Source organism: Granulicella sp. L46, from assembly GCF_009765785.1.
Lineage (GTDB): Bacteria > Acidobacteriota > Terriglobia > Terriglobales > Acidobacteriaceae > Granulicella.
The window spans coordinates 1,531,843-1,550,655 of record NZ_LMUT01000012.1 but is presented as its reverse complement, the minus strand read 5'-3'; the positions used below and the strand labels follow the sequence as shown (position 1 = coordinate 1,550,655).

The 18,813-nt window shown below is 60.8% G+C and carries 20 protein-coding genes; 7 read left to right on the top strand and 13 right to left on the bottom strand.

Translation table 11 applies throughout. The features are described from left to right. Positions 1-235: 235 nt before the first annotated feature. The 10 genes from ispF to GSQ80_RS15895 all read right to left on the bottom strand — a co-directional run bounded on the left by ispF (position 236) and on the right by GSQ80_RS15895 (position 6,174). The gene (gene ispF, locus GSQ80_RS15935) at positions 236-856 is read right to left on the bottom strand and encodes a 2-C-methyl-D-erythritol 2,4-cyclodiphosphate synthase (protein ID WP_158788543.1); all 621 of its coding nucleotides are present in this window, start codon (positions 854-856) and stop codon (positions 236-238) included. A 67-nt stretch (positions 857-923) separates the two neighbouring features. Further along, positions 924-1,346 (bottom strand): nuclear transport factor 2 family protein, encoded by a 423-nt coding sequence (locus GSQ80_RS15930; protein WP_158788542.1) that lies wholly within the window; start codon positions 1,344-1,346, stop codon positions 924-926. A gap of 31 nt (positions 1,347-1,377) precedes the next feature. After that, entirely contained in the window at positions 1,378-1,500 is a 123-nt protein-coding gene (locus GSQ80_RS23670; protein WP_256369900.1) for a hypothetical protein, read from the bottom strand. Positions 1,501-1,664: 164 nt separating this feature from the next. Further along, a complete protein-coding gene (locus tag GSQ80_RS15925) occupies positions 1,665-2,417 on the bottom strand; it encodes an SDR family NAD(P)-dependent oxidoreductase (RefSeq protein WP_158788541.1) in 753 nt (250 codons plus the stop codon). Between the two features lie 71 nt (positions 2,418-2,488). Next, positions 2,489-3,238 carry an SDR family NAD(P)-dependent oxidoreductase gene (locus tag GSQ80_RS15920; RefSeq protein WP_158788540.1) on the bottom strand — a complete coding sequence of 250 codons (750 nt, stop codon included), beginning with the start codon at positions 3,236-3,238 and terminating at the stop codon, positions 2,489-2,491. 203 nt (positions 3,239-3,441) lie between these two features. Continuing rightward, positions 3,442-3,744, bottom strand: a complete 303-nt coding sequence (locus tag GSQ80_RS15915) for a helix-turn-helix transcriptional regulator (RefSeq protein WP_158788539.1) — start codon at positions 3,742-3,744, stop codon at positions 3,442-3,444. A gap of 61 nt (positions 3,745-3,805) precedes the next feature. Next, positions 3,806-4,327: a DinB family protein gene (locus tag GSQ80_RS15910; RefSeq protein WP_158788538.1), complete on the bottom strand. Its 522-nt coding sequence runs from the start codon at positions 4,325-4,327 to the stop codon at positions 3,806-3,808. Positions 4,328-4,354: 27 nt separating this feature from the next. Then, the gene (ispD, locus tag GSQ80_RS15905) at positions 4,355-5,059 is read right to left on the bottom strand and encodes a 2-C-methyl-D-erythritol 4-phosphate cytidylyltransferase (RefSeq protein ID WP_158788537.1); all 705 of its coding nucleotides are present in this window, start codon (positions 5,057-5,059) and stop codon (positions 4,355-4,357) included. Between the two features lie 113 nt (positions 5,060-5,172). After that, positions 5,173-5,652: a GNAT family N-acetyltransferase gene (locus GSQ80_RS15900; protein WP_158788536.1), complete on the bottom strand. Its 480-nt coding sequence runs from the start codon at positions 5,650-5,652 to the stop codon at positions 5,173-5,175. 108 nt (positions 5,653-5,760) lie between these two features. Beyond that, entirely contained in the window at positions 5,761-6,174 is a 414-nt protein-coding gene (locus GSQ80_RS15895) for a heme-binding protein (RefSeq protein ID WP_158788535.1), read from the bottom strand. Between the two features lie 95 nt (positions 6,175-6,269). On the opposite strand from GSQ80_RS15895, the gene tilS reads away from it, so the two are divergent. Together tilS and ftsH are read left to right on the top strand one after the other, a co-directional pair. Continuing rightward, positions 6,270-7,427, top strand: coding sequence for a tRNA lysidine(34) synthetase TilS (gene tilS, locus GSQ80_RS15890; protein WP_158788534.1), 1,158 nt, complete (start codon positions 6,270-6,272; stop codon positions 7,425-7,427). A 280-nt stretch (positions 7,428-7,707) separates the two neighbouring features. Next, the gene (gene ftsH / locus GSQ80_RS15885; protein WP_158788533.1) at positions 7,708-9,633 is read left to right on the top strand and encodes an ATP-dependent zinc metalloprotease FtsH; all 1,926 of its coding nucleotides are present in this window, start codon (positions 7,708-7,710) and stop codon (positions 9,631-9,633) included. Positions 9,634-9,708: 75 nt separating this feature from the next. On the opposite strand, the gene GSQ80_RS15880 is transcribed toward ftsH, so the two are convergent. Both GSQ80_RS15880 and GSQ80_RS15875 read right to left on the bottom strand, forming a co-directional pair. Then, complete coding sequence (locus GSQ80_RS15880; RefSeq protein ID WP_158788532.1) at positions 9,709-10,641, bottom strand: manganese catalase family protein; 933 nt, start codon at positions 10,639-10,641, stop codon at positions 9,709-9,711. Between the two features lie 129 nt (positions 10,642-10,770). Then, positions 10,771-11,379, bottom strand: a complete 609-nt coding sequence (locus GSQ80_RS15875; RefSeq protein WP_158788531.1) for a DUF4126 domain-containing protein — start codon at positions 11,377-11,379, stop codon at positions 10,771-10,773. Positions 11,380-11,454: 75 nt separating this feature from the next. On the opposite strand from GSQ80_RS15875, the gene GSQ80_RS15870 reads away from it, so the two are divergent. The 5 genes from GSQ80_RS15870 (at position 11,455) to GSQ80_RS15850 (ending at position 17,518) form a co-directional block, all read left to right on the top strand. After that, positions 11,455-13,209 (top strand): M1 family metallopeptidase, encoded by a 1,755-nt coding sequence (locus GSQ80_RS15870; protein WP_158788530.1) that lies wholly within the window; start codon positions 11,455-11,457, stop codon positions 13,207-13,209. Positions 13,210-13,236: 27 nt separating this feature from the next. Continuing rightward, complete coding sequence (gene lptE / locus GSQ80_RS15865; RefSeq protein WP_158788529.1) at positions 13,237-13,752, top strand: LptE family protein; 516 nt, start codon at positions 13,237-13,239, stop codon at positions 13,750-13,752. Further along, the gene (gene holA, locus GSQ80_RS15860; protein WP_158788528.1) at positions 13,749-14,927 is read left to right on the top strand and encodes a DNA polymerase III subunit delta; all 1,179 of its coding nucleotides are present in this window, start codon (positions 13,749-13,751) and stop codon (positions 14,925-14,927) included. The genes lptE and holA overlap by 4 nt, the downstream gene beginning before the upstream one ends. A gap of 149 nt (positions 14,928-15,076) precedes the next feature. Next, the gene (locus tag GSQ80_RS15855) at positions 15,077-17,047 is read left to right on the top strand and encodes a CocE/NonD family hydrolase (protein WP_158788527.1); all 1,971 of its coding nucleotides are present in this window, start codon (positions 15,077-15,079) and stop codon (positions 17,045-17,047) included. Between the two features lie 33 nt (positions 17,048-17,080). Further along, a complete protein-coding gene (locus GSQ80_RS15850) occupies positions 17,081-17,518 on the top strand; it encodes a hypothetical protein (protein ID WP_158788526.1) in 438 nt (145 codons plus the stop codon). Here the strand turns inward: GSQ80_RS15850 and GSQ80_RS15845 are convergent. Then, positions 17,515-18,813 (bottom strand): Xaa-Pro peptidase family protein, encoded by a 1,299-nt coding sequence (locus tag GSQ80_RS15845; RefSeq protein WP_158788525.1) that lies wholly within the window; start codon positions 18,811-18,813, stop codon positions 17,515-17,517. The genes GSQ80_RS15850 and GSQ80_RS15845 overlap by 4 nt on opposite strands.

The following is an 18,813-nucleotide window of genomic DNA, read 5'->3' as shown; positions in this document are numbered from 1 at the left end:
TGCCTCCGTTTGTTGCTGCCAATGTACGCGAGAAGTGGGGTGGGGGCCAAGTGAAAAGCGGGGTTGGTTGGCGGAAAGGGATGGAAGGTATGGGCGGGTGCGGCTTCTTCGCGGTCCTTCGGCTTCGCTCAGGATGACAGGGTTGTGGGGCGGGGAAAAAGGGAGAAGCAGATTCCCGGAGGGAATGACAGAAAGAAAGGCAAGGGCAAAGACGGTCGGACGACGAGGGCTGGGGTTAGGTTAGGTCGTCGGTGTCGAAGGTGGGGAGTTTGCGGCCGAGGGCGCTGATGTCGCGGGGTTTGGCGACGGCGGCGAGGGCGGCGTCGATGTCGGCTTCGTCGGGGAGGTCGGCGTGGAGGGTCAGCTTTTTGTGCTCGTTGGGGAGGTCGATGGATTCGAGCAGGACGACCACGTGGGCTACCGCAGTTCCGTCCTGGGTGAGGCCTTCGGGGGTCTTGCCCTTGATGCTGACGTTGTTGACGTCGATGCTGAGGAGGTCGGCTACGCGCTCGCGCATCTCTCCGGCAAGCGGCACGATCTTGGGGCGATGCATGATCAGGACGCAGTCGATGTTGACGATCTTGAAGCCGACCAGGGCAATCTCTTCGAGCGCGGTCTTGAGGAAGAGGGTGGAATCGGCACCTTTCCACTTGGGGTCTGTCGGCGGGAAAAAAGTTCCGATGTCGCCGGCGGAGACCGCGCCGAGCAGGGCGTCGGTGATGGCGTGGAGGAGGAGGTCGCCGTCGGAGTGGCCGGCGAGGCCTTCGGGGTGATTGATCTTGAGGCCGCCGATGACCAGCGGGACGTCCTTCTTGAAGGCGTGAGAGTCAAAGCCGAGACCGATGCGCATGCTCATTGCAGATGATGATAAAGCAGCGGGCGGGGATTGCAGCCGGGATTCGTGGAAGGGATTGGGGGGAAGATTAGCGGCGGCGGGCGGTGGGTCGTGCAGCGAGCGAGACGGCGAAGCTGTCCTCGAGCATCTGGAAGCGGGCGATGAGGCCGGAGCCGACAGTGAGGATGATGGCGAAGCTGGTTTCGATGAGCCTGCCGGTGGATTTGATGCGGGTAGCGAGCGTGCCGAGGATGATGGCGCGTTGTTCGTTGGCGAAGATGTCGTCGACGTCGAAGCGGAGGCGTTCGGTGAGCGAGCGCACGTTGCGGACGAAGTCGGCGGCAGCGATACGGCCTTTGCGGTAGCCGACCCAGGGTAGCGAGCCTATGTCGCCGGGAATCTCGAAATCGAGGCCGTGGCTGAAGAGCTCGGCGATGGACTCGGGAGAATCCCCCTGGCCGAGACGGGTGAGGAACTGTTGGGCGATGGCGTGATTCTGCTCGGCACTCATGAGGAAGTCCTCCGGTGGAGTTGCAATGGGGTTAGTTGCAGCGACAATCGCCGGGCTCGCCTGAGCGAGGCTGAACATTCTTGGAGGGGGAGTGCCATGCAGCTACGGCGAAGGTGACGATGACGGGAAGCATGGTGAGGGCGGCGTTAACCATAGGAATCTCCTGCGGCTCGTACGCTGAGCCGATGCGGTGAAAGGGTAAAGGAGGCCTGGTGGGAACCCGGTTCATCGAGCGGTGAGGCCGCGCGATGAACCGGGAACGCATCTGGTGGTTAGACGAGCGAGGAGTGCAGGTCGACTCGAATTAAGTTTGTTAAGTTAGCGGGCTCCGCCAGCGGCGTTGATGAGCTGGCCGTTGATCCAGCCGGCGTCGTCGGAGGCGAGGAAGACAGCTGCGGTGGCGATATCGTGGGCTTGCCCGATGCGGCCGAGAGGTGTCTTGGAAACGACGTCCTTTTCGAAGTCGGCTTCGGGGCCGACGAAGCCGGCGGTGGCGGTGCCTTCGGTCACGGTGAGGCCGGGGTTGAGGGCGTTGACGCGGATGCCCTTTGATCCGAGCTCGAGCGAAAGGACTCCGGTGATGACGTCGACCGCACCCTTGGTAGCGCTGTAGACCGAGCTGCCCGGAGGCGTGATGCGGCTGACGAGCGAACCAATGTTGATGATGCTGCCGCCCTTGGGGAGGTGCTTGACGGCGGCTTGCGTGACGAGCAGGAGACCGAGAACGTTGACGTCAAACTGCTTGTGGAAGTGCTCGGGGGTGACGGCTTCGAGGGGGCCAAACTCGTAGACGCCGGAGTTGTTGACCAGGATGTCGAGCTTGCCGTAGGCCTTGATGGCGGCGTCGATGATGGCTTGAGCGTCGGCGGCCTTGGAGACGTCACCTTTGACGGCAACGGCTTTGCCGCCGGCCTTGGTGATCGCGTCGACGACGGTGTCGGCACCGGCTTTGCTGGAGGCGTAGTTGACGACGACGGAGGCGCCAGCGGCTCCAAGTGATTTCGCGATGGCTGCGCCGATGCCTTTGGAGGCTCCTGTTACGACGGCGACTTTTCCTGTGAGGGTGCTCATGGTGTGTCCTTTCGAATTAGGAACTGCATGTTGTTGAAGCGTATTGAGATTGGTTGCGGGTGTGCTGAGGTTTAGCGGAGGCCGCCGGCTGCCTGGAGCAGCGAGCCGGTGATCCACTGCGCGTCATCTGAGGCGAGGAAGGAGACGACCGTGCCGATGTCTTCTGGCTGGCCGATGCGACCGAGGGGCGTGCCAGTGACCATCTGCTTTTCGAAGTCGGAACCTTCGATACCAGCGGATTTGAAGCCTTCGGTGACGACGGGCCCGGGGTTCACGGAGTTGACGCGAATCTTTTTGGGGCCAAGCTCTTTCGCAAGAACGCGGGTGATGGTGTCGACCGCGCCCTTGGTGGAGGAGTAGATCGAGGAGGCGGGCGGCGTCTGCTCGCTGGCGACGGAGCCGATGTTGATGATGCTTCCACCGGTGGCGGAGAATTGCGCGGCTGCTGCCTTCGAGGTGAGAAGAAGTCCCTTTACGTTGGTGTTGTACATGTAGTCGATGTCGTCCGCCGTGACGGCTTCAAGCGGCGCGAACTTGTAGACGCCCGCGTTGTTTACGAGGATGTCGACGGTGCCGTAGGCCTTCTTTGCCTGGGTGAAGAGGGACTCGATGCCTGAGGCTTCGGAGACGCTGGCTCCGACCGCGGTGGCCTTGCCGCCGGCCTTGACGATTTCTGCAACGGTTTTCTCTGCGCCGGTTTTGTCGGACGCGTAATTAACGATGACGGAGGCGCCATCAGATGCGAGTTGCTTGGCGATGCCTGCGCCAATGCCTTTGGAGGCTCCTGTAACGATGGCGACTTTTCCTTTGAGTTTGCTCATTTCAATCCTCTTCCGTCGAAAATAACGTTTTAACATTTCGACAACCATCGAATTGATGTGCCAGGGATGTAGGAAGATTCAGGATGCTTGTGAATTTTTGTGGAATGCTGCGGATCGATGTAAGTCGCAGAATGCAGGGATCTCTCCACTACGGCGCAAAAAGCGCGCCTCCGGTCGAGATGACAATGTTGAAGGGAGAAGGGTTAGGCGAGGTCGGACTTTAGGCGGTCGAGGTAGGCGCGCAGGATGTGCGTCTGGGGAAAGTAGTTGACGAACTTACCTTCTTTTTCGGAGCGGACCAGGCCGGCGGTTTCGAGCTCTTTCATGTGGTGCGAGAGGGTGGCGGGGGAGATGTCGATGCAATCGCGCATTTTGCTACAAGGAGTGCAGGAGCGCTTTGTGCTGATTGTTTTGAGGATCTCGTAGCGGCGCGGGTCGGCTAGGGCGCGGGCGATAAGGGCTAGCTGGTCTTCGGTTAGCTCGATGGATTGGGTGGCGGTGGCCATGGCGGTTGATTAGATGATACGCGGAAGGGTTTTGGTGCGAGGCAGGCTGAGGGGTGCCTGACTAGTGAAGGATGCTCAGATAGGCGCGCCACGGGCCTACGGCTTCGCGGTATTCGTTGGACATGGTCTTGACGATCTGCTGGATATGGCCGAGGTCGTGAACCACCCATGTGGCGAGCAGGTTGCGCAGGGTTACCGGGCCGAATTCAGGATGAGTGCCCGGTAGGTCGAGTTGCTCTTCCGTGATGTGGAGCGATGTGAGGGTCTGAAGACTTTGGCTTCGTAGAGTGGCGAAGTCGTTGAGGAGGGAATCGATGGACTTGCCGGCGATGAGGCGCTGGAAGTCGAAACGGTCGAAGGGCTCGAACGGGGTGTGGGTGTGGCCTGCGAGGATCATGCGCACGCGGGGAAGCCAGTCGGTTTCGTCGGCGAGCATCAGGTGGCCGAGGACGTCGATAGGACTGAAGGCGTCTGGAGATTTTCTGCAGTTGAGCCACGCCGATGATTTTCCGCGAAGCAGGGCGTCGAGGACGGAGGGAGTGCTGGCTAGAACCTCGATGGACTGGTCGAGTTGAAATTGCATGCTGAACCTTATGGAAGCGGCCAGAGGTCAGCCGGCGAGGTAGAACTCGGCTACTTCGAGGTCGCCGGGCTGGGTGACTTTGAAGTTGCGGGAGGTGCCCTGGACGACGAAGACGGGGATGTTGGCGCGCTCGAGGAGGCTGGATTCGTCGGTGCCGGTGAACTCGTCGGCTGCGGCTTCGGCGAAGGCTCGGCGGAGGAGGGGGACCGTTGCGCCTTGCGGGGTTTGCGCGTGGACGATGAGCTCGCGGGGGATGGTGGCCGTGATGAGGGCGCCGTCGGCGGTGCGCTCGACTTGCTTAATGGTGTCGATGGCGGGCGTGGCGACGATGGCTGCGCCGTGCTTTTCGATGGCGGCGATGGTGCGGGAGATGGTGGTGGGATCGATGAGCGGGCGGACGGCATCGTGGACGAGGACGATGTCGGCGGCGGAGGTGCTCGGGAGCGCGGCGAGGGCGTTGGCGACGGACTCCTGGCGGTTGTCGCCGCCGGTGACGACGTGGACCTTGGCGGAGAGGTGATGCTCGTCGAGCATGGCGGAGACGCGGGCCTGCTCGGTGTCGCGGACGGCTACGTAGATGGCAGTGACGGCGGGTACGTCGAGGAAGGCACGGACGGAGTGGACCAGGATGGGAAGACCTTTGAGCTCGATAAACTGTTTGGAAACGCCCGCATTGGCGTGGGCCATGCGAGTGCCGATTCCGGCGGCGGGGATGATGACGAAGACAGACATGGGAATCGAAGTATAACGCTTCGGGGTTCTCAGTTGTTAGTTCTCAGCTGTCAGTTGCTTGCCGATGTTGATGCGCGGCGCGGAAGTCTTTACTGACAACGGAGAACTAACAACTAAGAACTCGGCTTGAGGATCATTTCGTTGTTTTGGGCGAAGCCGAATTTTTCGTAGATGGGCTTGCCGAATTTTGAGGCGTGGAGAGTGATGACGCGGACGTTGGCTTTCTTGCATTCGTCGACGGCGTGTTGGAGGAGTTGGGTGGCCAAGCCGCGGCCGCGGGCTTCGGGAGCTGTGTAGAAGTTGAGGAGGTAGGCTCGGATGGGGTTGGGGTCGAGGAAGTGCGGGGGAAAGTCGCCGAAGAAGATGCCGCAGGCGGCGAGGAGGGTTTCTTCTTCTTCAGCGCCTGCGGCTCCCTCCAAGAAGAGACCTACGTAGCGGCCATCGGCTAAGCGCTCGCGGACCCAGGGTTCGAAGGCGAGGTCCATGGTGTTGTAGGCGGTCTCGGTGGCGAGTTCGTTGTCGGCGAACATCTGGTGGCGCTGAGCGGTGATGAGGGGAGCGTCGGCGGGCGTGGCGCGGCGGAGGGTGGGCATAGGTACCGAGTGTAGAGGATAGGGGATAGAGGATAGAGAAAGTGAGCGGTTTGGGAGGTGGTGTGCAAACGAGCCTCTGGTGGCGAGGCTCGTTTGCGCACCACAGGTTTAGAGGGCTGCGGCGCCGGCCTCGGCTACTGCCTGGTCCTGCGCACCGAGGCCGCCGCTTACGCCGATGGCTCCGATGACTTTGCCATCCTGCTTGATCGGCACGCCGCCGGCGAAGATCATTACTTTGCCGTCGTTCGATGCGTGGATTCCGAAGAACTGATCGCCGGACTGCGAGAGCGTGCCGAGCGTTCCCGTCTCGATGTCGAAGGCTCGCGAGGTCCAGGCCTTCTTCTGGGCGATGTCGACCGAGCCGATCCATGCGCCGTGCATGCGCTCGAACGCCAGCAGGTGTCCACCGGCGCAGACCACTGCGATGTTCATGGGTTGCTTAATCTCTTCGGCCTTTTTGGTAGCTGCGGCGATGATGCGTCGCGCGTCCTCGAGGGTAACGGTGTTATGCGAAGTGCTCATTGAAAAATCTCCTTGTGCGAAGGACGTGCTCGCCCAACGTTTGGATGCAGTAAAGCAGAGTGTAGTGGATAGAGCGTAAAGGATAGAGTGGAACGATGGCGTTGAAGGCGAGTTTGGCAATGGATCGTGGGCTGCTCAAGGCGGGAGAGCGGGTGTGCGTGGCGGTGAGTGGCGGGGCGGATTCGGTGGCGCTACTGCTGGCGTTGGTGGAGGCGAATACGGAAAGTGCGCAGAACAAGATCCCGCTCGGCGTTGTGTTGCGTGCGGCTCATGTCCATCATGGGCTGCGCGGCGCGGATGCTGATGGAGATGAGGCGTTTGTGCGGGAGCTCTGCGAGCGGCTGGGAGTTCCTCTAACGGTGTTTCGGGTGGACACGGCGGCTCGGCAGGCGGCGGAGGGGGAAGGTGTCGAGGAGGCTGCGCGGGAGTTGCGGTATGAGGCGTTGCGTGGGTTGATGGCGAGTGGGGTGGTCGATGTAGTGGCAACGGCCCATACGCTCGATGACCAGGCCGAGACGGTGGTGATGAAGATGTTGCGGGGGGCCTGGACGGAAGGGTTGGGAGGGATTTCGCCGGAGATCCAGTGCGGTGGCGGCACAAAGGCAAATACAGGGGTCCTTCGCTTCGCTCAGGATGACGACGAAAAACAAGCAACGACCACCAAGGGGAGGATTGTGCGGCCTCTGCTGGGGGTTCGGCGGGTGGAGGTTGAGGCGTTTCTGCGGGAGCGTAGCCAGGGCTGGAGAGACGATGCGACGAATCGGGATGTGTCCTTGACGCGGAACCGGGTGCGGCATGTGTTGATGCCGATGCTGCGGGAGTTCAATCCGGGAGTAGACGCGTTGCTGGCACGGACTGCGGAAATCGCGCGGGAGGAAGAAGCATTCTGGCAGGCGGAGGTGGCTCGGGTGTTGCCGCAGGTACTGTTACCGGGCAAGCCGGTGCGCGGCGGGGGGCGGGCCGTGAGCACGGCGGTGGGTGAGGTTGGATATGCGCTGGAGATTGAGCGGCTTCGCGCTATGTCGGCGGCGTTGCGGCGGAGGCTCGTGCGGGCGGTCGCGCGGATGGTGTTTGCGGATGCGGAAGTGAGATACGTGCTCGGCGGCGAGGAGACGGCCAAGGTGTTGGCGCTGGCGGGTTTCGGGGGAGTCGGCGGCGCGGTGACAGGAAAGATCGGGAGCCGGCTGGAGCTGCATGGAGGTTTACGGGTGGAACGCTCGGCGCGGGAGATCCGGCTGTGGCGACAGGCTTAATGATTCCGTCAGGGGGAAAGATCAGGGTCTGTGGACGATATTTCTGCCGGATCGGGGCGTCGCCAGAGTAGAATCTAGAACAAACCCGGCGCAGGAGTGAAGACGGCTGCAAAACACTGCACCGTAATTCTGCGGCTGGCGTCTAAAGCATCAGGCGAAGCTTTCGGGGTGGTTGCGTGGCTCCGAGGGACGGGCGAATCGTCGGAAGTTCAGACGAATGTTTGGGGTGGTAGCCGTCCATACACGGACGGAGCAGTAGAAGACGAAACGAGGAATCGGATTGAATTCAACAGTCAAACAGTTGTTGATCTGGGTGCTGACGCTGGGCTGCCTGCTGGTGGGCTGGCGTTTCGTCGCGACCAACATGGCTGCGGGCCACGACAAGGCAGTGAGCCTGACACAGTTCCAGGATGACGCGGACAACAACAAGATCTCGGATGTGCTGGTGGACGGCGCTGACGTCACGGGCAAGTACAAGGACGGTAAAGAGACCTTCCACACCACGATTCCGGCGAACTATGTGGACCACAACGAGGAAGCCGATTTGAAGGCCCACGGCGTGGATGTCACGTTCAAGAGCCAGCAGGGCAATATGTACTGGAACGCGCTGCTGAGCTTCGCGCCGATCCTGGTACTGGTGGCGTTGTTCATGTTCATGATGCGGCAGATGCAGAGTGGCGGCAACAAGGCCCTGAGCTTTGGCAAGAACCGCGCGCGTCTGCTCTCGATGCAGCAGAAGAAGATTACGTTCAAGGACGTCGCGGGCGTCAATGAAGCGAAGGAAGAGCTTCGCGAGATCATCGAGTTTCTGCGCGAGGCGCAGAAGTTCCAGCGCCTGGGCGGACGCATTCCCAAGGGCGTGCTGATGGTCGGACCTCCAGGAACGGGCAAGACTTTGCTGGCTCGCGCTGTTGCGGGCGAAGCGAACGTTCCGTTCTTCTCGATCTCCGGTTCGGACTTTGTGGAGATGTTCGTCGGCGTGGGCGCAAGCCGCGTTCGCGATTTGTTTGAGCAGGGCAAGAAGAATGCCCCTTGCATCATCTTCATTGACGAGATTGACGCTGTTGGGCGGCACCGCGGTGCTGGCCTCGGCGGCGGACACGATGAGCGCGAGCAGACGTTGAATCAATTGCTGGTCGAGATGGATGGATTCGAGTCCAACGACGGCGTGATCCTGATTGCCGCGACCAACCGGCCCGATGTTCTGGATCCGGCGCTGCTGCGTCCAGGTCGTTTCGATCGCCGCGTGATTGTGGATCGTCCTGACATTCGTGGGCGCGAAGAGATTCTGAAGGTGCACTCGAAGAAGGTGCCCCTGGCCGAGGATGTGAACCTGCCGGTTCTGGCTCGCGGAACACCGGGCTTCACCGGCGCTGATCTGGCCAACATGGTGAACGAAGCGGCGCTGACGGCGGCGCGGTTCAACCGCAAGGCTGTGCACATGTTCGACTTCGAAGTGGCCAAGGACAAGGTGCTGATGGGCGCCGAACGGAAGTCCATGCTGCTGAGCGAGGACGACAAGCGCGACACCGCTTATCACGAAGCCGGGCACGTTCTTGTGGCGGCGAAGAGGGATCATTCTGATCCCTTGCATAAAGTCACGATCATCCCGCGCGGTATGGCGCTGGGTGTGACCATGCACCTTCCCGAAGAGGACAAGCACACGGTGACGCGGGATTATCTGAACACGCAGCTGGCCATCTTGATGGGTGGGCGCTGCGCGGAAGAGATCTTCATGAACCGCATGACGACCGGAGCGGGCAACGACATTGTGCGCGCGACGGAACTGGCTCGGAAGATGGTTTGCGAGTACGGCATGAGCGAGCTTGGACCGCTGACCTACGGCAAGAAGGAGCAGGAAGTGTTCCTCGGCCGGGACATTGGGCAGGCGAGAGACTACTCGGATGACACGGCGCAACAGATTGATAAGGCTGTGCGGCGGCTGGTCGATGAGGCGTACAACTCGGCGTACAAGATTCTGGATGAGAACCGCGAAGTAATGCATGCGATGGCGGCTGCGCTGCTGGAGCGTGAGACGCTGGATGCTGCGGAGATCGAGTTGATTATCCAGGGCAAGCTGCTGGGACCAGTGAAGTCTTCGCTGGCGTCGGCTGGCGATGATGACGGTGATGATAAGCAGCACGTGCTGAAGCCGGAGGCCGGGCGCAAGCCTGGGTTCGGCGAAGGGCATACGACACCGGCGTAAACGACGGATAGAAACCTAAAGGGCGGCTCCGCTATGGAGTCGCCCTTTTGATTTGGGAAGAAGCCAGCGCCATGGTTAGGCCTTGGCTGTCTTCTTCGATTTGTGTCCGTTGCCGTTCGCAACTTTGGAGCGACCGTTTGCGGAAGCATGATTGCCTTTGGCCCCGGGCTTGTTCGTGCTCGGTTGGGTCTGGCTGAGGGCTTCTGCAAAGGGCGAGGTGGATGCTTTCTTTCCCGCGTCCTGCTGTCCGCGATCTTCCTGACCTTCCGTGCCATCGATGTCGTCGACGGAGAGGCCGGGGCCTTCATTCATCTGGGACTCGACTGGATGCAGGCCGAAGGAAGTCTGCCACGGACCGCGCATGTCCGCGTCTCCCTCGTCGCCGTCGCCCGTGGAGGCGTTGAAGTATTCATCCACGATGCCGGGGGTAGGCTTGAGGAAGCCGATGGAGAAGGCTGGCTTTTCCATGCTCTCGAGAGCGGCGGTGAAGGCCTTGAGGTGGGTGATCTCGCGCGTCATGAGGAACTGCAGGGTATCGATGGTGCCAGGATCGTCGGTGTGGTCGATGAGGCGTTCGTAGACGATCTTGGCGCGGGCTTCAGCGGCGATATTGCTGCGCAGGTCGACGTCGAGCTCGCCGGTAATTTTCAGGTAGTCGGCGGTCCAGGCATCGCCCACCGAGTTGTACAGGCTGACGCCGCCACCGCCGGCGATCGTGACGAGGGGATCGGCTTCGGCAGCTTCGCGGTTGGTCTTGAGGTCCTTGAGATGCATGCGAATCAGGGCGCCTACGACTTCGAGATGGCTGAGCTCTTCGGTGCCGATGTCGAGGAGAAGATCGCGGCGAGCGAGGTCGTCGACGCAGTTCCAGCCTTGGATCGTGTATTGCATGGCGGCAGCAAGTTCGCCGTTGGCGCCTCCGAATTGCTCGAGAAGAAGGTTGCCAAATTTGACGTCGGGAGTGCCGATGTTGACGGTGTACATGAGTTTCTTGATGTGGTGGTACATGGGTTGACCTCGTGAGTTTCAATGTGGAGTTTTCAGCGTGCGCTAGAGGGGACGTGCGCCGTGAGGCCAAGGCAAAGGCGTGCTCTGGGCGTTTGGATGCAGGATTCGCGGGAGGGGTCTGTCGGTCGGCTAGCGAACAGATGGGGAGGACGGAGCAGGCGGAGGGCGGAAGAGGCGTTTGAGGCGGGTGGCGATCCAGCGCATGCTGAGAATCAGGAACACAATGGCAGCGGTGGCGATTCCGGCAGCGAAGTACGGATGGTGGGTCGCGAACCATGTGAGGGAGATGGCAGCGACGTCTTCGCTGGCGGAGAGCGCGATGTTGGAGATGGGCTCGGGACTGGGGGTGACGAGGGCGCGGGCGGCGGTCTTGGAGGTGTGGGCTATGGCCGCAATGGCGGCTCCGCCGACGGCGGCGAGGAGTTTCATCTCCGGCGAGAGCTGCGAGGCGGCCTGGTAGGCGAGCAGCGCGGCGACGGGAACGCGGATGAAGGTGTGCGCGGCGTTCCAGACGAGATCGAAGGCGGGAATCTTGTCGGCGAAGACTTCAACCGCGAAGAGGACGCTGGAAACGACGATGATCCAGGGGTTGGAGAGCGCGTGCAGGCCGGGCGGGAGGGTGACCCAGTCGAAACGCGCGAGGATGCCGAGGGTCGCGACCGTGGCGTAGACGTTGAGCCCGGCGGCGAAGCTGGCGGCGACGATGAGTGCGGCGATGGAGGAGGGCGTGAAGTTCACGGGCGACTCCGGTGTGGTGGTGCCACTGCGGGGATGGTATCGCAGATGGGTGCAGGGTTGCGATAGGCTAACCGGATGAAGATGCGTTTGGGCGGGTGGTTGTTCGTCGTGGGGTTGCTGGTGGGTGTGGCTGGGGCGCAGACGAAGGGGATGGCGTCGGCGCAGACAGCAACGACTACGCCGGGCGCGAAGGTGGGGCAGGGCGCGCAGCCTCCGGTGTCGGGCTTGATGCCTACCAAGGAGGACCTGCTGCGCGGTGGCTATGGGCCGTATCGCGCGAATAATGATTTGTTGTTTTATCACCTGACACTGCGCGTGGACCCGGTGGCGAAGACGATCGCGGGGACGAACGTGGTGCGGTTCCGGATGTTGAAGGATGGGCGAAAGATTCAGCTGGAGCTGACGCCGGAGTTGACGTTGGATGGGATTACGTTTGAGGGCAAGGCCGTGGCGTATACGCGGGCTGCGGCGGACTCGCGAAGTCTGTATGTGGAATTTCCTCGCGAGCTGAAAGTGGGTGAAGTCGCGGAAGTTACCGTGGCGTACCACGGGCAGCCGGTTACTCAGGGGAGGTTTGGGTGCTTCTCGTTCGATAAGGACAAGGAAGGCAAGCCCTGGATTACCACGGCTTGCGAGGGTGAAGGCGCGAGCGTCTGGTGGCCGAATAAAGATCAGTGGAAGGATGAGGCGCAGGATGGGATGGAGTTGGATATTGCCGTGCCGAACGGGCTGATGGATGTATCCAACGGGCGGTTCGTGGCGAGTAAGGATTTAGGCGATGGGTACACGGAGTGGAAGTGGCGTGTGCATTATCCGATCAACAACTATGATGTCGCGCTGAACATTGGGGAGTACCAGCACTGGTCGGGCGCGCATGCGAATAAGGAGACGGGCGAGCAGACGACGCTGGATTTCTATGCGCTGCCGGAGGACCTCGAGAAGGCGAAGGTGCAGTTCGCGCAGGTGCCGGGAATGCTCGATGCGTACGAGCATTATCTGGGCGAGTATCCGTTTGATAAGGACGGGTACAAGCTGATCGAGGTGCCGTATGCCGGCATGGAACACCAGACGGCGGTGGCGTATGGCAACCACTTTGAGAATGGGTACTACGGGCACGATTGGACAGGCGTGGGGATCTCGCCCAAGTTCGACTTCATCATCATTCACGAGAGCGGGCATGAGTGGTTTGGGAATTCGATTACGGCGGCGGATCGGTCGGACATGTGGATTCACGAAGGGTGGACGACGTATTTGGAAGAGCTGTATGTGGAATACCGCTGGGGGAAGGTGGATGCGATCAAGTATCTGAATGGGCTACAGCCGAAGATACGAAACCGGCAGGCGATCATTCCGGAGCGCGGGACGAATGCGGAGCCTACGGAGGATCAGTATTTCAAGGGCGCGCTGATGTTGAATACGCTGCGCAGCGTGATCGATGACGATGCAAAGTGGTTTGCGGATATTCACGACTTCTATCAGCACTTCAAGTATCAGAACATCATGACGGAAGATGTCGTGGCGTGGTGGAATCAGCGGACGGGGATGAACCTGACACCGTTCTTCAATGAGTATCTGCGGCACGCCGCGCTACCGGTGCTCGAGCTGAGATTTGATCGAGCGAAGGGGACGGTGGCGTATCGGTGGAGCGCGGACGAGGCAGGATTTGCGATGCCGATCAAGATTGGCGAACGCGAGCATTTGACGCTGGTGACTCCGGTGACGACGGAATGGAAGACGATGCCGTGGACGGCAGATCCGGATACGCTGGAGGTGCCGCATGATTCTTATTACGTCGGCGAGAAGACGGTGAATTCGATCGGGAACGATTGATTTTCTAAACCATTTATCATCGTAACTATGCGTGTTCTCGCTTTGGGATTGGTCGTGTTGCTGGCGGGGTGTGGATACCACCAGGTAGGTGCGGCGTCGCATATTCCGGCGAACGTGCGGACGCTGGGGGTGCCGATCTTCGCAACGAAGGTGCAGGCATTCAACACGGAGACGGCATTCACGCAGGCGATGGTGCGTGAGTTGAATACGCGGACGAATTACAGGGTGGTGACGGGCGCGGGTGCGGACCATACCGACGCGGTGCTCAAGGGCACGATTGTGAGCGAGACGGTCGTGCCGCTGACGTATGACTCGACCAGCGGGCAGACGTCGAGCTACCTGGTGAATATTACGGCGAGTGTGCAGCTGGTGGCGCATGATGGGGCTGTTCTATACAAAAACGATGCGTTTGCGTGGAGGGAACAGTATCAGTCGACTGAGGACTTGAGCGGGTTTGTGCAGGAGGACGGAGACGCTGTTCGCAGGATGGCGAAAGATTTTGCGGCGGCGCTGGTGAGTGACATGCTGGTGAGCTTTGGATGAGCGAAGCTAAAATTTCTCAAGCGGGCGCTACGCACGCGGGCCTGAAGAGCTTCGCGGGAGTCGAGCGGTTTCTGACAGAGGTGAGTGGCGATGCGCGCCGCGCCGGATACGTGCTGCTGGGAGATGATGCGTTTCTGATGGAGATGTGCCGCAAGGGAGTGATGCGGGCGCTGGTGCCGGAGGAGATGAAGGATTTCTGTCTGCATGATCTGGACCTGGGGCAGACGTCGATCTTCGAGGCGCTCGATTTGGCGCAAACGCCGTCGCTGATGGCTCCGTTCCAGGTGCTGTTTCTGCGCAACGTCAAGACGCTCTATGGACGCGGGCAGAAGAAGGAAGAGTTCAAGGCTATCGACGAATATTTCCGGCGACCGAATCCGCAGGCCCTGGTGATCTTCGTGGCGGACTACCTGGCTCTGCCGCAGGATATCCGCAGAATGGACATGACGGACAAGGATCGCGCCGAGAAGATTCGCGAGACGCTCGGCGATGTATGTGGCGTGGTGGAGCTACAGCGGGTGAGCGAAGAGGACGCGATGCGCTGGGTCGTGCGCGAGGCGAAAGCCAAGGGTGTGGAGTTCAGCGAGGATGCGGCGCGGGAGTTGGTGGATGCGCTAGGGTCGGCGGGCGGCGCGGAGATGATGCTGGTCGCGAGCGAGGTCGAGAAGCTGCTGCTGTATGCGGGCGGCGTGGGGAAAGCTACGGTGGAGGTGGGGGATGTGGAGACGATGGTGTCGGCTGCCAAGCAGCGGAGCCTGTATGAGCTTACAGATGCCATTAGTTTGAAGGATGCGCCGCGAGCGCTGGGATTGCTGGCCGGGTTGCTGAACGCGTCGGAGGGTGGTGAGGATGCGGCGATCGGGCACGTGTTTTCGCTAGCGAAGACCTATCGGCAGATGCTGGTGCTGAACGAAAAACAAGTGAAAGATCAGCGCGCGATGTGGCAGGTCTTGTGGCCGGGTTTTCGCGTGGCGCCGTTTGCGGCCGATGCGCTGATTGCGCAGGCGCGGCGCTATCGGGACCGTGGCGAGCTGACGCGCGGGCTGCGGCTAATTGCGAAGGCGGACCTGGAGCTGCGGTCGAGTCCGGCGGATAAGAAGCTGGTGCTGGAGAGATTGGTGATGCGGCTGGCGGGCAAGGGTCAGGAGAGCGAAATGGAAGGCGTGGGAGCTTAGGCCAATCATTTGGGGCAGGTGGCTGAGGCGTGGTGGTCTGTTGCTCGGTGGAACTTACGGTATGACAGGAGTCGCCAGCGCGGAGAGCGAGTACAATCCGAAAAGTCCTTGGAAGCTTGAAGCGTAGTTGAAAACAGGAGAGATCGTGCATGTGTGTAGTTGCGAGAGCGTTGTTTGGGTGGGGATTGGTCTTGGGAATGGTTGCGTCGGTTGGCGCGCAGACGACGGCGCCGGCTGCGCCGCCAGCAACTCCGCCGGCAACTCCAGCCACCATGCAGCAGCGAATGCAGCAGATGCTGGAGTTCGCAAAGACGCACTATGAGAAGCATGAGTACCGGGTTGCCATGCGCGATGGCGTGAAGCTTTATACGCAGGTCTATACGCCGATTGCGGGGCAGTTTGCAGATAAGGGACCGTATCCGTTTCTAATGACGCGCACGCCCTATAGCTGCGGGAGCTACGACAACGCTGAGGTGATGCCGCGTGTGACGGCCAATATGGACATGCTCGAGAGCGGGTACATCCTGGTGTGCCAGGATGTACGCGGCCGCTGGGAGAGCGAGGGGAGCTGGGTGGAGATGACTCCGCCCAGGGATGGCAAGGGGATTGATGAGTCGACCGATATGTATGACACGGTGGACTGGCTGCTGAAGAATGTGAAGGGCAATAACGGCAAGGTCGGGATACAGGGCATCAGCTATCCGGGGTTCTATACGGTGGCGAGCATCATTAACGGGCATCCGGCGATCAAGGCGGCGAGTCCGCAGGCGCCGATGATGAATCTGTTTGACGGCGATGACGCGTATCACGGTGGAACCTTCATGGTCGGGGCGAACCACTCGTTTTATGCGGCGTTTTATCGGCCGCAGAAGAATCCATTGAAGGTTGAGCCGGAGAGCAACTTTGAGTTCTTTACCAAGGATGCGTATGCGTACTACCTGAAGATGGGGACGCTCGCGAACCTGGATTCGGCGGCGGCGAATACGAATCCGCTGTACCACGATCAGACGATCCATGACACGTATGACAGCTACTGGGCGGCTCGCAACATGGAGCAGCATATGTTCGGCGTGAAGGCTGCCGTGATGACGGTGGGTGGATGGTTCGACGCGGAAGATCTGGCCGGCCCGGTGAAGTTGTTCCACGCGATTGACAAGCTGAGCCCCGAGGCTGCGGCGAATACGCTCGTGGAAGGGCCGTGGGTACATGGTGGATGGGCGCGGGGAGCGGGCGCTTCGCTGGGCGACATCCAGTTTGGGTCGGACACTTCGGATTTTTTTCGGAAGACGATCGAGGCGCCGTTCTTCGCGCATTATTTGAAGGATGCGCCGTGGACTCCGCTGCCCAAGGCGTACACGTTTGAGACTGGCAGCAATGTGTGGAAGAAGTATGATGCCTGGCCTCCAAAGCAGGCGGAGACGAAGATGATTTACTTCCAGCCGCAGGGTGGGTTGGCTTGGACTGCGCCCGCGCTGAAAGAGAGTAAGGACGAGTATGTGAGTGACCCGGCGCATCCGGTGCCGTACGTGGGCTATGTGACGGAGGCTGATCCTCCGCAGCGCTACATGGATGATGATCAGCGGTTCGCTACGACGCGGCCGGATGTGTTGGTGTACGAGACGGAGCCGCTGACCGAGGATGTGACGGTCGTGGGACCGGTGCGGCCGCGGTTGAAGATTGCGTCGACCGGAACCGATTCGGATTTTGATGTGAAGCTGATCGATGTCTATCCGGAAAACTTTCCTGATCCGGATGAGGAGAACCAGGGCAAGCATGTGCTGGCTGCTCCGCCGGTAATGATGGGCGGGTACCAAATGTTGGTGCGCGGCGAGCCGTTCCGCGCAAAGTTCCGGAACTCGTTAGCGAAGCCGGAGGCGCTGGTGCCGGGCAAGGAGACGGAGGTCGATTTCAGCATGCAGGACGTGAACCACACGTTCCTGAAGGGCCACCGGATCATGGTGCAGGTGCAGAGTTCGTGGTTCCCGCTGACCGATCGCAATCCGCAGGTGCTTATGGATATCGCGAAGGCCAAGCCCGAGGATTTTAAGAAGGCTACCGAGACGGTGTTTCACGAGACTGGTGCGGCAAGCGGGATTGAGTTGATGGTGATGCCGAAGTAGATCGTGCGAACAGAGGATCGCTATGGAACTTGTATGGAGCTAAGCAAGACAAGAGATAGTCGACGCAGACGGATTATCACGGTAGGAACGTTTGTCGTTTACTACTCGATCGTGATTGTTTCGCTGGTTTGGATCGCTGACATCTTCGTGAAGTGGTCCATTCCTCATCTTCTTGAATTGCTATTTCTGCTTATTTTTCCTTCGTTCGTGTCAGGTTTTCTGATTTATGAAAGCAGGCGAAGTTTCCCCAAGGTAAATACCTGGCTATTCATCGGAGCCGCGGAATTCCATCTTGTCTTCGTCACGCTGGTCATTGTGTATGAAGCATTCCAGCTTGACGATGTTGCGCCGAGTACCATCGACGGGATAGTGATTGGCGTGGTGGTTGGTTCCCTCGTCGTGGCTGTGGCGTTGTACAAGAGAATTAAAGCTCTGACTGGATCCAAAGAGCCGATCGAAATCGCGCATTAGCTGGACGCGAAGGGGTGCTCGAGGCTGGGGCTTTGGGGGGTGAAGAGTTTGGCGCCGTCTTCGGTGATGTGCATGTCGTCTTCGAGGCGGATGCCGAAGGGTTCGGGATCGTCGGGGAGATAGATGCCGGGTTCGTCGGAGAAGCACATGTTCGCTTCGAGGCGTCGGGTGTTGCCGCGGACGAGGTAGTACCACTCGTGCATGTCCATGCCGATGCCGTGGCCGACGCGGTGGGTGAAGTGCTTGTAGTCAGGACCGAAGCCGGCGTTGGTGATGACTGCGCGGGCGGCGGCGTCTACGGTTTGCATTTCGACGCCGGGGCGAGCGGCAGCTAGCGCGGCGGCCTGGGCTTGATGCACGATGTCGAAGACGCGCTTCTGGCGGTCGGTGGGTTTGCCGTAGACGAAGCTCCGGGACACGTCCGATTGATAGCCTTGGACATAGCAGCCGTCGTCGATGAGGACAACTTGATTTTCGCGGATGACTTGCGGGGTGGGCGAGCCGTGGGGCTGGGCGGAGAAGGCGGCGACCTGGCAGGAGGCCTCGCCGCGGACGCCACAGCGGGTGTAGGCGTCGTCGACGAGCGAGGTGAACTGGCGGTTGGTCATGCCGGGCGAGCAGGACTCGTACACGGCCTTGTAGACGGAAAGGGTGATGTCGTTGGCGAGCTGCATGAGGGCTAGCTCGGCGGGGGATTTGATGCTGCGGCAGCCGGCGACGACGGGGATGCCAGAGGTGACGGCGCGCGGCGCGACCGCCTGGGCGATGCGGTCGGCGAAGACGAATTGGACGCGTTCGTCGAGAGCTAGCGGGAGAGACGAGGTCGTCACTGCCTTGAGGGAGCTGGCGAGAAGGGCGTAGGGATCGTCGTCTTCGTTCCAGGTGTAGACGCGCGTCGTGGCGCCGTTGGGGGAGCTGCTGAGAGCCTCGTGCATGCGGCCAGCTTCGAAGGTGGGGCAGACGATGAACGGGTCGCCGGTGGCGGGGAGGGTCCATGCAAAGAGGCGCTCGGACTGGCCGGCGGGCACGCCGAGGAAGTACTGCAGCGTGGTGCCGCCGGTGACGGTGAGGGCGGCGAGCTTGTTCTGCGCGAGGAGCTCACGGGCACGGTCGATGCGCCGCTGGCGCTCCGCGGCGGAGATGGGGACGGCCTCGTGAGAACGGTCTTTGAGGGCGAGGATGGGAGCCGGAACCTGCGTATCGGTTGGGGTTTGGGAGTTCAGGTGCGGCGGGTTGAGGGCGAGGGCGGGCGCGGTGGCGGCGGCGGTGGCAAGGAATCTGCGGCGCGAGAGCAT